Origin of the sequence: Enterococcus sp. 7E2_DIV0204 (assembly GCF_002140855.1) — a bacterium.
GTDB lineage: Bacteria > Bacillota > Bacilli > Lactobacillales > Enterococcaceae > Enterococcus_L > Enterococcus_L lemimoniae.
This window is the reverse complement of record NZ_NGKY01000001.1, coordinates 1016553-1030040: the sequence shown is the minus strand read 5'-3', so window position 1 is coordinate 1030040 and position 13488 is coordinate 1016553. Positions and strand designations below refer to the sequence as shown.

Genomic DNA, 13488 nt, shown 5'->3' with positions numbered 1-13488 from the left:
TCATTTTTCTTCTGCTTTATTCTGTGTGTTTTCAAACTGTTTCATATAATAAGGTAAATTCTGACTGATTTCGGTGGGCAAAACCACGTAATGTTCTATTCCTAACGTCTCACCAATCAAACTGTGGAGATAAACTGCCGCGCAAATAGCAGCCTCTTTATCGTCAAATTGAGCAAGAAAGCCAGCAATCATTCCAGCTAAAGTATCCCCCATTCCGCCAGTTGCCATTGCAGGCGTTCCTAGTGGGTTTTTGAATTGAGCATTGGTCGTATAGATTTCTGTTCGATGGCTCTTTAAGATCACTGTGGCACCTAATTGTCTTTGTACAGCTTGATTTTGTACAACGGTTTGGTTGTCTATTTTAAGCCTACTTAGCCGCTCCCATTCCATTTGATGGGGCGTGAATACGACTTGTTTTGGATACTTCAACGCGTAATGATGTTGAGCAAATAAAGTAATGGCAGATCCGTCGATCACGAGCCATTGTTCAGGTTTTTGCTGCTGTAAAACGAACGCTAAGAGTTGCTGACTATGAGAAGTCAGACCTAACCCAGGTCCAATCAAAATCACATCTGCTGTATCAAGTAAATCCGTTAGTCCATTTATAAGTGTCCAATCTAGTACCATCGCCTCAGGCAAACGAGCATGAAGTGCCGTATGGTTCTTTTCGGCTGTAACGACGGAGGTTAACCCACAGCCTGCTTTGACACATGCTTCTGCACTCATCATGATGGCTCCGCCATACATTTCATTTCCACCGATCAATACCGCTCGTCCAAAGGTTCCTTTGTGAGAATTTTTCGGCCGAGAACGGATCACCGCACTCAAATTTTTTTGTGAGAGTTCCTGCATATGAATGTCCTCCTTGAGGGATTTACCCTCAGTATAAATCTGTTTCGAAGCAAGCACAAAATATTACGGAAAAAACTGTTCCCGCCTTTTTCTTTTAAGCCAGTTAGTGGTATGATGGGGAGGTAGAATAATGAATTGGAGTGACTAAAAAATGACAATTGATTGGCAAAAAGAAGTAGACGCACGTAAAGATGCGCTATTAGAAGATTTACAAAACTTATTACGTATCAATAGTGAGCGTGATGACTCAAAAGTAACACCAGACGCACCATTCGGACCAGGACCTGTTGCTGGCTTAAAACATATGTTAGCTTATGGTGAGCGCGATGGCTTCATTGTAAAAAACGTTGATAACTACGCTGGACACATCGAATATGGTGAAGGGGATGAAACATTAGGGGTTTTCGGACATATGGACGTGGTTCCTGCTGGTGACGGTTGGGATACTGATCCTTATGAGCCTGTGATCAAAGATGGAAAAATCTTTGCCCGTGGTTCAAGTGATGACAAAGGGCCAAGTATGGCGGCTTATTATGCATTACGAATCATCAAAGATTTAGGATTACCTTTGTCTAAAAAAGTTCGTTTTGTCGTAGGTAGTGACGAAGAAAGCGGCTGGGGTGATATGGATTATTACTTCAAACATGAAGAAAAACCTGACTTTGGTTTCTCACCAGATGCAGAATTCCCAATCATCAATGGTGAAAAAGGAAACGTAACGATCCGCTTAACTTTCAAAGGCGGAAACGGCGTGGACTATCAATTAGTTAGCTTTAAATCTGGCTTACGTGAAAATATGGTTCCTGGAACTGCAACGGCAATCGTAACAGCAGCTTCAGCAGATGATGCAGCATCTTTAACAGCGTCATTTGAAACATTTATTAAAGAAGAACAAAAAATTTCAGGACATGCGAAACTTTCAGATCAAACAGTTACCTTCCATGTTGTTGGTAAAGGTGCACATGGTGCTAGTCCACAATCAGGAATTAACGCTGCTACATTCTTAGCAACGTTCTTAAATAATTACAGCTTTGCTGAAGGCGCATATAGCTTCATCAATACATTAGCAGAATTCGTTCACGAAGATTTCTACGGTGAAAAATTAGGAACTGCATTTGAAGATGAAAAAATGGGCAAATTAACAATGAATGCTGGTATTGTGAACTTTGATTCTGCTAACCCAGAAAATAGCTTAGTGACATTAAACTTCCGCTATCCAAAAGGGACATCAGCAGAAGAATTACAAGAAAAAGTACAAAAAACAGTGGGTGAAAATGTAATGGCCACACAAGGTGGACGTAATCAAGAACCACATTACGTACCTGCAGATGATCCATTGGTTGAAACGTTATTACAAGTTTACGAAGATCATACTGGCCAAAAAGGTCATGAACAAATCATCGGTGGTGGAACGTACGGACGTTTACTAAAACGTGGTGTGGCATATGGCGCAATGTTTCCAGGCTATACAGATACAATGCACCAAGCCAATGAGTTTATGGCATTGGATGATTTATTCCGTGCGACAGCTATTTATGCGGATGCGATTTATCGTTTGGCGAAATAAACTTCACCACATTAATCTAAAAAATTCAGAAAACCTGACAGACAGTTGTCAGGTTTTTTTCTGTACAATAGAAACAAGTCGTTAGAAACAAATAACATTTTCAAGTATACTTATAAACATACTTAAAAATAGTGAAAGTTTGACGAAAGATAAATAAGACATGCATATAAGAAAAAATGAGGTGAATAGATGATTAATTTTCAAAAGGTTTCCAAAAGGTACAATGATCAATTAGTGTTAGAAGACTTTGATATCTCAATTGAAGACGGTGAATTTTTTGTACTAGTCGGACCAAGTGGGAGTGGAAAAACAACTACGTTAAAAATGATCAATCGGTTGATCGAACCAACGGATGGAGATATCTATTTTAATGATCAAAGACTGATTGAGTACAATTTAAAAGAACTAAGGTTAACGATTGGCTATGTGCTGCAACAAATCGCACTATTTCCCAATCTGACTGTCGCTGAAAACATCGAGTTGATTCCAGAAATGAAACATTGGAGCAAGGCCAAAAGACGGGAAAGAACGGAAGAATTACTAAGAAAAGTAAGCTTACCGCCAGAAGAATACCTCCATCGAAAACCAGCTGAATTATCTGGTGGCGAGCAACAACGGATCGGAATCTTACGAGCGATTGCAGCCAAACCAGATATTATTTTAATGGACGAACCGTTCAGTGCTTTAGATCCGATTTCAAGAGGGCAATTACAATTGTTGATCAAAGAGCTGCATAAGGAATTAGCTAGCACCGTTGTTTTTGTAACCCATGATATGAATGAGGCTCTACTTTTAGGTGATCGAATTTGCGTGATGAAAGACGGTAAAATCGTTCAAACAGATACGCCAGAAGCCATCAAAAGTCATCCGGCCAATGAATTTGTGGCGCAGTTCTTTCAACATGAGCATACCAATTTGGAGAATTATTGTGCAGAGGATTTAGTAGCCGCTGGGTTTGTAGAGGATGGACAAGTTGAGAGTGAAACCACTGTGACTGTAGGAACAGATTTACCAACGGTGATTCGTTTACTTGTAGCAGGAAAAACCGTTGTATTAGTCGATGAAGATGGTCCAATCGGTGAAATCACAGATCGAACGATTTTACGCTTTTTAGAGACAAAGATAGAAGGTGATCAATAATATGGGAAAACTGATCGAAACATTCATCGCCCGTAAAGAAGACTTTATTCAAGCGGTCGTCGAACATATCCAACTATCGTTATTGTCATTATTGATTGCGATTCTTATCGCAATTCCGTTAGCAATTCTACTAACGAATTACAAAAAAGTCGCTGAATTTGTTCTGCAAATTACGGGGATTTTCCAAACGATTCCGTCACTCGCTTTATTAGGATTATTGATTCCAGTTATTGGGATTGGCAGTCCACCAGCTATTGTGGCGTTAGTGATTTACGCTCTGTTTCCAATTTTACAAAATACCTATACAGGTTTGACTGAAATTGATCCTTCGTTGGAGGAAGCAGCCGAAGCTTTTGGTATGAATAAGAGGGAGAAACTAATCAAGTTTGAGTTGCAGTTAGCGTTGCCGTACATCATTTCAGGTATTCGTACAGCAACCGTGATGATCATTGGGACGGCAACGTTAGCTGCTTTGATTGGTGCAGGAGGTCTTGGAACATTCATTTTACTCGGGATCGACCGAAACAATGTGTACCTGATCTTGATTGGGGCAATTTCCTCCGCTGTTTTAGCAGTCTTGTTTAACTTTGGAATCCATTTATTGGAGAAAGCCACAGTGAAACGAATTGTAGCTGCATTTATGGTGTTACTTGCTTTATTAGTGGGTTCATTTGTCTATACCCATCAAGAAGCAGAACAAAAAGAAATCACTGTTGCAGGAAAATTAGGTGCAGAACCAGATATCCTGATCAACATGTATAAAGAATTAATTGAAGCAAATAGCGATATCCACGTAAACTTAAAATCAAACTTTGGGAAAACCAGTTTCTTATTTAACGCACTAAAATCTGGTGAAATCGATATCTACCCTGAATTTACAGGAACTGTACTTGAAACATTTTTGAAGGACAACAAAAACACATCGAATGATCCGAGAGAAGTGTATGAATACGCACGAGATCAAATCAAGACACAAGAAAATATGGATTACCTCGAACCAATGCGTTATCAAAATACCTATGCGGTGGCAGTCAAACGATCATTTGCAGAAGAAAATGGGCTGAAAACAATTGAAGACTTGAAAAAAGTCGAAAGTCAGTTAAAAGCTGGTTTTACACTAGAATTTATCGATCGTGAAGATGGCTATAAAGGATTGCAAAAATTGTATAACTTGAATTTAGATGTGAAGTCAATGGAACCATCGTTACGTTACCAAGCAATCAATAATGGAGATGTGAATGTGGTAGATGCCTATTCGACTGATAGTGAATTGAAGCAATATGATTTGGTGATTTTAAAAGATAATAAACAGCTATTTCCACCGTATCAAGGTGCGCCATTACTGAAAGCTGAAACGCTTGAGAAATACCCGGAATTAAAAGAATTATTGCAGCCTTTAGTTGGTAAGATCACGGAAGAAGAAATGAGTGAGATGAATTACCAAGTGAATGTGGAGCAAAAAGATCCAGCGACCGTTGCGCATGATTATTTGGTGGAGCATGGGATGTTGGGAAAATAGTAATTGATAGATGAGAGGGCACAACATAAGAGAGCTATCTATCTCTTATGTTGTGTTTATTATACGTTATAAGGTATAATAAAGGAGAAAGCAATCGCACTTAAGTGTGACCGCAAAAAAAGCCAGTGTTGATAACACTGACTCTTTAGTTGAGTTCTGACTAAAGCTCGATAAGACGAATTGCCACTATCTTACTTTAGCTGAGCAGATAGTGGTCTTTTTTTACTCAAAAATAGAAGTGACAAAGATTTTAATCACTTCAACAATATAGTAAGCCACAAGCGTGACAACTATTTTCGAAGCGATGTCTTTTAGCAAATCTCTCAAGGACCGCTTTTCCTAAGAAATAAAGCAGGACAAAAGCGATAAAGACATATCTTTATGGCATCAACTCCTTTTTCAGAGCTTCAGCCGTAATTCAACTAGTTATAGTATATTAAAAATTGCATCGATAATATATTGAATGTTTTACAAAATGGTAAAGGATAAATAATCAATCCTAGATAAGAACCTGCCAATCGAATGCTACGAATTTGGGTAATATGAAATAAAGTCTCAAGTCCTATAACTCAATGGATTTGAAGCTTTTTTTATTATCATACCCAACTTTTCTCATAATAAAGTAATTTTTACCAAAAAGAAATGCAAATTTCCCAAACTTTCGCTATAATAAAGAAAATAACCAAAACAGGAAGTGTAACCATGAAAAAAGCAGACCGACAACGGTTGATCAAGCAACTGATCACAGAAAATGAAATAGAAACCCAAGACGACCTGATTGCACTTCTTGAACAATCTGGTGTCAAAGCAACCCAAGCAACTGTTTCAAGAGATGTGCGTGAAATGAGTATCGTTAAAACGCACGGCTCAGATGGTCGAGTGAAGTATGCTCTATTCTCTCAACAACAAGCATCTAGCAGTGAGGAAAAACTAAAAGCATCTGTGAAGGATTCAGTGATTCGCATGGAGCGGGTTCAATTTATGGTCATTGTCCATACAGATATGGGCGCAGCAGATGTCGTCACTAATTTTTTAGATGAAGTCAGTTATGAAGAAATTGCAGGAACGGTCGCAGGTGTTGATACAATCATTATTATTGCTCGTTCGGAAGATGACGCAATCGCCATCGTTGAACGTTTTGAAGCAATGATCGATTAAAATAGAACTAATCAAAAAATGAAGGGAGATTTGGTTACATGGATTTGAAAACGTTACAAAACGGGTCGGATATAAGAGGAATAGCAGTCGAGCATGAGGAAAAAACAGCGAACTTAACACCAGCGCAAGTCGGGAAAATTGCAGTTGGAATGGTTCATTGGCTCCGTGATGAAAAAAATTTAGCTGAAAAACATCAATCGGGAAAATTGAAAATCGGTATCGGTCATGATAGCCGAATTTCAGCAGATAGTTTGAGACTAGCTTTGATCGATAGCTTTGTTGAGCAAAATGTCGAAGTCTTAGACTTTGGTTTAGCGACAACACCAGCTATGTTTATGGCTACGCAATTTCCACAATATGATTGTGATGCCGCAATTATGATCACAGCTAGTCATTTGCCGTATTATTTTAATGGATTGAAGCTGTTCACTAAATCTGGTGGTGCAGAAAAAGCGGATATTGCCTATATCTTAGAACACGCTGACGGACCGGCACTTACAGAAAAAGGCTCAGTAACAAAATACTCGGTTTTAGAGGAGTACTCTGCTGATTTAACCGACAAAATTCGTAAAGGCATGAAAACGACAGAAGAAAAACCTTTATCTGGTTTTCATATCATAGTCGATGCTGGTAATGGCGCGGGTGGTTTCTTTGCGGAAAAAGTCTTAGCAAAACTTGGCGCAGACATTACAGGTTCGCAATTTTTAGAACCTGACGGTATGTTCCCTAATCATATTCCTAATCCTGATAATAAAGAAGCAATGGCAAGCATCCAACAAGCTGTTTTGAAAAACAAGGCTGATTTAGGAGTGATATTTGATACGGACGTGGACCGCTCAGCAGTGGTAGATGCATCAGGCGAAGTCATCAACCGAAATAATTTGATAGCTGTCTTAGCAACGATTGTCTTGGCTGAAAATCCTGGCAGCAGTATTGTGACAAACTCACCAACTTCAAGCCATCTGAAAGAGTTTATAGAATCAAAAGGTGGCAAACAAGTGCGCTATATCTCTGGTTACCGCAATGTGATCAACAAAATGATTGAACTTAATGATGAGGGAATCGATACCCAATTAGCAATTGAAACAAGTGGACACGCAGCCTTTAAAGAAAACTATTATTTAGATGATGGCGCATATGTTATTGCTAAAATTCTGATGCTGTTACCTACATTAAAAAAAGAAGGCTTAACACTCGGTGATTTGATCAGTTCATTAAAACAACCAGCAGAAACTCAAGAATTACGTTTTGAAATTCTAGCAGGAAATGTCCGTGATTATGGTGAACAAGTAATTCGAAATTTGAGTGGTTTTGCCGGGAGTCAACGAGGCATGAAAGTCGATCCTGAAAACCATGAAGGCATTCGAGTGAATGTTTATGATGAGTATGGCAGTGGCTGGTTCTTACTAAGGATGAGTTTACATGAACCATTGTTAGTTTTGCAAGTTGAAAATGATCAAGCTGGAATGAATCAAAAAGTTTTAGAAGAATTGGCTAGTTTCTTTGAAGGATATAAGCAGTTGGACTTAACGAAACTCACTGAAGCATTGGGGAAATAGTAAAAGAGGTTGGGATAGGAGTGTTTAACCCCGAGAAATAAGAAGGAATTCACGAAAATTGCTCTTCAAATTTTTGTGAATTTCAGCTTATTTCCGAAGGGGTTGCTTCTGCATCTACGGTTCTCGTTTCACTCCGATCCTCGAAGCATAGAGGACCGTTTGCTCCCACCGTTTATTTGGATTTAGGGTGTGAAACAAAAGTGCTTTTTACTTTTGTCCCATACCCTTTTTGTTTTACCACAAACTGGGCTCAGCAACTGCCATAATCGTTTCCCCAGTAAATGGATGTGTCAGGTGCAGTTCATAAGCATGAAGCATCAAGCGCCCATTAGGTTTGGGATGATACAAAGGATCACCAATGATTGGATGCCCAATACTTGCTAGATGTACACGGATTTGATGTGTTCGTCCCGTTTCTAAAACACAATAAATAGTGGTATGGTTTGTCTTTAGATCATAAGATTCAATCTCAACATGAGTAACAGCCACATCACCACGCCGTTCATCAATCACTCGTTTTCGTCGATCATGACGATCACGACCAATTTTTTTTCGAATGGTCATAGACTCGTTTAGCTGCCCTGAAATCACCGCTTGATAGCGACGATAGATTTGCTTACTTTCCAATAATCGGCCTAAAATAGGCAAAACGAAAGGATTTTTAGCAAATAGAATCGTACCGCTTGTTTCTTTATCTAACCGATGAACCACATATGGGACTTGGTTTTTAGGTGCTAAGTAGGCAGCTAAATGATTAAGGAGTGTGTCGTTTTCATTTGGTTGATTCGGGTGAGTTTTCATGCCGATCGGTTTATTTAAAATGATTAAATGCTCATCTTCAAAAAGCACATTCACTTTAGCGATGTTCCCCAAAAGAATCGCAGGTATTGGATAATCTTCTGGCTCAAACTGTAACGTAACAATATCGCCGCTTTTCACAGGGAAATGAAATAAAGCAGGTTCTCCATTGATCGAAACATTTTTTCTAGTTCTCAAAAAATGGCGTACTTTACGAGGAACTAACCATTCTTGTTCCAGTAATTCTCTGACTGTTTGTTCGTTAAAATCCTTTGGTAACTGGATGGATAATTCCATATGTTTTCCACCTTTTCAATAGCGTTCTCTCTTAGTTTAACAAATGGAAGAATAAGTTCAAGTAGTTAGTTGGGATGAAAGGTTCAAGTAAGGAAGATTTTTTGAGAAAGGTAAGTAGAGGGTATGACGTTTCATTGTTCAGTCTTTGTGCCAGTATCGGTTCTATTTTTTTGTTTGTTAGTTTTTGTCTAAGGTGTTTGGTGATTCCAAGTAATGGAACTTCGCTCACTATGTTTGCCAAGTATTGTTCATCATCTACTCTGGCGGAGCCAGTCGTAGTGATTCACAACAAATACCCGTCCTTTGGGGAAGGACGGGAAAGGAGTTAAAAAATGAAAAAGTGTTTTGTTAGGGTTGTTTGTTGGTATACATATATAATACAAACTAAATATGAATTTTTTGTGTATTAATTTATCTGAAACTGTAAATTTTTTCTAAAGAAGTGTTTAAGTTTCACACAAAATCACCTAACTAGTTACCGCTCATTGTATTGATCAAACGTTTCGTCCAGTTAAAATCGGTTTTTGTAATGGTATCATCACCAAATTGTTTGCCATCGCGATCAATGGCATAAACAAACATGCCGCCTTTTTGTCCATCTTTTGGATTCCATTTTGCATAAGCGTAAGCTCGGCTTGTTTCATATGGTTCTACGGTATCATTCCAACGGTTGTGATCTTGTTCTTCTGGGAATGAGATACCAGGAAGAAACTGTTGTGGTGTGATCGATGTTTTGTACGTACTCCAAGTGCTATCTAAAGAACTAGCTGAGCGACCATAGGCTTGTACGAATAGATAATCAAAATAAGAAGCTGTTTTTTTAAACAAAGAGTGATTATCTTTATTTGTATCGTAAATCAATAGCTTACCAGTATTAGAATTTGGACCTAATTTTTTAGATAAGGCTTTGAATGTACCAACTGCCATTTCTTCTTGTTTAGTGGTTAAACTAGACTCCATATCAACATCCAGTCCATCTAAATTCCAAGGCGTAAGATAAGTATCGATCAGCTGTTGAGCATAGGCTTCATATTCAGCTGTTGTTGGTGTAGCCCCCGCATGAGGAACATTCCAAATTTCTCGAATATCGATCGTCCGGATAACGCGTGTTCCTCTAGCGTGCAAGGTAGGGACGTAAGTGTCTTTCAATGTATCCCAAAATTTCTGTTGATCTGTACCAGGATTGACATAATGGAAAACAGAGACAATATCCACACCTTCTGGAATATCGGTCATAGCAGTTACGTTTTGATCAGGTAAAGTTGAATTTGCATCGTGAGGCATGGTCACATCTCGCCATGTGCGATAGTAAGCCATCATGATTGGGTCTGTGTTCGTCTTTGCTTGTGCTGCCTCCGACGGATTAAAAAACAGACTAAAACTTAGTAAAAAGAAAAGCGGAATAAGTAAAAATGCTCTTTTTTTAGACATAAAAATTCTCCTCTTCTATTTATTGGTAGAACGGTTACATTTAAAAAAAGTGTAGCATAAAAAAAATTATAATAACAATTAAAGCGGCTCTATTTTATGATCTAGGTAGCAATTTCAGGTCTAGTTGTCTAGCTTGAAAATTTTTCCAAAACAAAAAGAGACCCACTCTTTGGGGAAGAGTGGGAAAAGGAGTTAAAAAATGAAAAAGTGTTTTGTTAGGGTTGTTTGTTGGTATACTTGTATAATAAAGGGGAAATATGAATTTTTTATGATCAAATCGTTTTTAAATAAGCACTTTTTTTCGACGAAAATAAGAACTTGCGATTTAGATTTCTACGTTAACCACTAAAATCATGGATTTCTTGATGTATTCTTAAACATTTCTACATAAAAATAAAAGAAAAACGTGTTAAAATAGGCAAAACAAAATTCTATGTACATTATTCATGCTAAAGCCGTATGAATAAAAAGAATTTTCTATGTTAAAATGGCTTAGAAACTTTTATATAAAGAGGGAGCACTATGGACGTTAAAAAAATTATGGGAAAAATAAAATCAGGTTTTCAGCGCTTTTGGGTGTGGATCAAACCTTACCTAGTTCGCTTTCATCACTGGCGGAAGCGAATCTGGAAAAAATATCAAATCAACAAAATTATTTTGCTATTAGGGATGGTGGTTGTTTTAGTCACCAGTATTTATCTATTCACTTTAGCGAAGTCGGCCAATGTCGGAGCCTTAAAAAAAGGGTTGGAAGAATCCACAGTTATATACGATAAAAAGGGCGATGAAGCTGGGAAGCTTTTCGGGCAAAAAGGAACCTTTGTCACGATCGATCAAATTTCTCCTTATGTCAAAGATGCATTGATATCAACTGAGGATCGAAATTTTGAGACCCATCACGGTTATGATATCAAAGGTCTTTTGCGTGCCGTTGTCGGGAAGTTGAGCTTTGGAATGGTTGGTGGTGGCGGTGGTGGTAGTACGATCACGCAACAGCTAGCTAAAAATGCCTACCTCACCCAAGAACAGACCATGACCCGTAAAGCGAGAGAGCTGTTCTTAGCAATTGAAATCGAGAAAAAATATGACAAGCAGCAAATTCTAGAGATGTATCTCAATAATTCCTATTTTGGAAATGGGGTTTGGGGAATCGAAGATGCCTCGCATAAATATTTTGCTGTTAGTGCCAGTGAATTATCAGTTGGTCAAGCAGCAACTTTAGTTGGGATGCTGAAAGGACCAGGGATTTTTAATCCAATCGATTACGTTGAAAATGCTGTTAATCGCCGGAATACGGTTTTACAGTTAATGGTAGATAATGGGAAATTATCACAAGGGGAAGCGGATGCTCAAGCAGGTGTTGATATGGGCAGTATGCTAGCAGATAATTATTCTGATCAAAATTCAGACTACAGATATCCGTATTACTTCGATGCGGTCATTGATGAAGCGGTAAATAAATATGGCTTAAAAGAAGAAGATCTATTGAATAAAGGCTATAAAATCTATACAGCGTTAGATCAAGATTATCAAAAAGCGATGCAGCAAACCTATGATAATGACGCCTTATTCCCACCAAATGCAGAAGATGGTGCCATGGTTCAAAGTGGTTCCGTTGCGCTTGATCCAAAAACAGGTGGTGTGCAAGGAGTTGTTGGAGGACGTGGGGAACACGTATATCGAGGCTTTAACTTTGCGACACAAACAAAACGTTCACCAGGTTCGTCTTTAAAACCTATCTCGGTTTATACACCTGCTTTGGAATCCGGCATGAAACCAAATAGTATTTTAGAAGACAAACCGCAAGATTATTATCCAGCTGAAAACTATAGCCGGACGAACAGCGGCGAAGTGACAATGTACCAAGCCTTAGGGGAAAGTTTGAATCTCCCAGCTGTTTGGACATTACACAAAATCGGGTTAGATAAAGGATTTGAAAAAACGGAGAAATTTGGCATTCCTTTAGCCAAAGAAGATAAATATTATGGGTTAGCGCTCGGTGGACTGAAAACAGGTGTGTCACCTTTGACAATGGCTAGTGCTTATAGTGCTTTTGCCAATGGCGGTGTTCAATCAGAAGCCCATTTGATCACGAAAATCGTAGACTCTACGGGAGCTGTGATCGAAGACAATACCAATGCGAAAACGAAACAAATTATTACCAAAGATACTGCAGATCAAATGACCAGCATGCTTTTAGGTGTCTTTAGCTCAGGAACTGGGATTAATGCTGATCCAGCAGGCTATGTTATGGCTGGAAAAACAGGGACAACAGAAACCAACTTTGATACCGATAAAACTAATGACCAATGGGTTGTAGGCTATACGCCAGATGTGGTAGTTGCAACGTGGTTAGGTTTTGAGGAAACCAGTGAAAGTCATTATCTACAAGGAAGTAGTGCTACACATGCCTCGACCGTATTTAGCAGTCAGACACAAGGCATTTTACCTTTTACAGCACAAACGCCATTTACGGTAGCCGATGCCTATGCAACAGGTGGAATCGTACAGCCTGCAGGAGAAGTTACAACACCTGGAAATAGCGACGCATGGAAAGACAGTGTGAAAGATATCGGTGGTCAAGTCAAAGAAGGAGCCAAAGATATTGGCGGTAAACTCAAAGAAGGCTGGGACAATGCCAAAAATGGATTGAAAGACTTTTGGGGTGGTTTGACGGGAGAATAATCGGTTTGAAAACGAATCAAAGAATGGTACAATCAAAGAGAAGAATTTATAGAAACGAGGGAGATTGAATGAGCAATATTTATGATACAGCCAATCAAGTAGAACGCGAAATCCGTGAAATGGATGAATTTAAAGCTTTAGAACAAGCATATGCAGATGTAAAAGCGGATGAAGCAGCCTACAAATTATTTAAAGAATTCCAAACATTCCAACAAGGCTTACAAGAAAAACAAATGCGTGGTGAAGAATTTTCAGAAGAGGATGCTGAAAAAGCCCAAGCTTTAGCAACGGAAGTTCAAGCAGCAGAAGTTATCAATCAATTAATGCAAAAAGAGCAAGCTTTTAGTTTGATCGTCAATGATTTGAACCGTATTATTATGACACCTATCCGTGATTTGTATAACGATTAAGAGGTCGTGATTTAAGCTTTAAAATAACGAGTGAAGCAGCATGGATACTCGCTATTTTAAAGCTTTTTTAGT

Annotated in this window: 10 protein-coding genes and 1 pseudogene; 8 read left to right on the top strand and 3 right to left on the bottom strand. The window is 38.6% G+C overall.

What is annotated here, in order from left to right:
• Entirely contained in the window at positions 1-852 is an 852-nt protein-coding gene (locus tag A5819_RS04915) for an NAD(P)H-hydrate dehydratase (RefSeq protein ID WP_086277282.1), read from the bottom strand.
• A gap of 151 nt (positions 853-1003) precedes the next feature.
• Between A5819_RS04915 and pepV the strand changes: the two genes are divergently transcribed.
• From pepV to A5819_RS19700, 6 genes and pseudogenes are all read left to right on the top strand, one after another.
• On the top strand, positions 1004-2419 hold the full coding sequence (gene pepV / locus A5819_RS04910; RefSeq protein WP_086277280.1) for a dipeptidase PepV: 1416 nt from the start codon (positions 1004-1006) through the stop codon (positions 2417-2419).
• Between the two features lie 189 nt (positions 2420-2608).
• Positions 2609-3559, top strand: coding sequence for an ABC transporter ATP-binding protein (locus A5819_RS04905; protein ID WP_086277278.1), 951 nt, complete (start codon positions 2609-2611; stop codon positions 3557-3559).
• Position 3560: 1 nt separating this feature from the next.
• The gene (locus tag A5819_RS04900; RefSeq protein WP_086277276.1) at positions 3561-5078 is read left to right on the top strand and encodes an ABC transporter permease/substrate-binding protein; all 1518 of its coding nucleotides are present in this window, start codon (positions 3561-3563) and stop codon (positions 5076-5078) included.
• 702 nt (positions 5079-5780) lie between these two features.
• Positions 5781-6236, top strand: coding sequence for an arginine repressor (argR, locus tag A5819_RS04895; protein ID WP_086277274.1), 456 nt, complete (start codon positions 5781-5783; stop codon positions 6234-6236).
• A gap of 38 nt (positions 6237-6274) precedes the next feature.
• Positions 6275-7795: a phosphomannomutase/phosphoglucomutase gene (locus A5819_RS04890; RefSeq protein WP_086277272.1), complete on the top strand. Its 1521-nt coding sequence runs from the start codon at positions 6275-6277 to the stop codon at positions 7793-7795.
• Positions 7796-7804: 9 nt separating this feature from the next.
• Positions 7805-7903: pseudogene (locus A5819_RS19700) on the top strand (DUF3788 domain-containing protein); the annotation flags it as partial.
• A gap of 126 nt (positions 7904-8029) precedes the next feature.
• Here the strand turns inward: A5819_RS19700 and A5819_RS04880 are convergent.
• A complete protein-coding gene (locus A5819_RS04880; protein ID WP_086277270.1) occupies positions 8030-8890 on the bottom strand; it encodes an RluA family pseudouridine synthase in 861 nt (286 codons plus the stop codon).
• Positions 8891-9361: 471 nt separating this feature from the next.
• Positions 9362-10321 carry an endo-beta-N-acetylglucosaminidase family protein gene (locus A5819_RS04875; RefSeq protein WP_086277268.1) on the bottom strand — a complete coding sequence of 320 codons (960 nt, stop codon included), beginning with the start codon at positions 10319-10321 and terminating at the stop codon, positions 9362-9364.
• Positions 10322-10843: 522 nt separating this feature from the next.
• Here A5819_RS04875 and A5819_RS04870 point away from each other — a divergent pair.
• Complete coding sequence (locus tag A5819_RS04870; protein WP_086277266.1) at positions 10844-13006, top strand: transglycosylase domain-containing protein; 2163 nt, start codon at positions 10844-10846, stop codon at positions 13004-13006.
• A gap of 68 nt (positions 13007-13074) precedes the next feature.
• Complete coding sequence (locus A5819_RS04865; RefSeq protein ID WP_086277265.1) at positions 13075-13416, top strand: YlbF family regulator; 342 nt, start codon at positions 13075-13077, stop codon at positions 13414-13416.
• Positions 13417-13488: the final 72 nt, after the last annotated feature.

What these genes read in the sequence shown, in the direction of transcription:
- A5819_RS04865 (WP_086277265.1), top strand. Translation starts at nt 13,075, where the DNA reads ATGAGCAATATTTATGATACAGCCAATCAAGTAGAACGCGAAATCCGT.
- A5819_RS04900 (WP_086277276.1), top strand. Translation starts at nt 3,561, where the DNA reads ATGGGAAAACTGATCGAAACATTCATCGCCCGTAAAGAAGACTTTATT.
- A5819_RS04875 (WP_086277268.1), bottom strand. Translation starts at nt 10,321, where the DNA reads ATGTCTAAAAAAAGAGCATTTTTACTTATTCCGCTTTTCTTTTTACTA.
- A5819_RS04870 (WP_086277266.1), top strand. Translation starts at nt 10,844, where the DNA reads ATGGACGTTAAAAAAATTATGGGAAAAATAAAATCAGGTTTTCAGCGC.
- A5819_RS04890 (WP_086277272.1), top strand. Translation starts at nt 6,275, where the DNA reads ATGGATTTGAAAACGTTACAAAACGGGTCGGATATAAGAGGAATAGCA.
- pepV (WP_086277280.1), top strand. Translation starts at nt 1,004, where the DNA reads ATGACAATTGATTGGCAAAAAGAAGTAGACGCACGTAAAGATGCGCTA.
- argR (WP_086277274.1), top strand. Translation starts at nt 5,781, where the DNA reads ATGAAAAAAGCAGACCGACAACGGTTGATCAAGCAACTGATCACAGAA.
- A5819_RS04915 (WP_086277282.1), bottom strand. Translation starts at nt 852, where the DNA reads ATGCAGGAACTCTCACAAAAAAATTTGAGTGCGGTGATCCGTTCTCGG.
- A5819_RS04880 (WP_086277270.1), bottom strand. Translation starts at nt 8,890, where the DNA reads ATGGAATTATCCATCCAGTTACCAAAGGATTTTAACGAACAAACAGTC.
- A5819_RS04905 (WP_086277278.1), top strand. Translation starts at nt 2,609, where the DNA reads ATGATTAATTTTCAAAAGGTTTCCAAAAGGTACAATGATCAATTAGTG.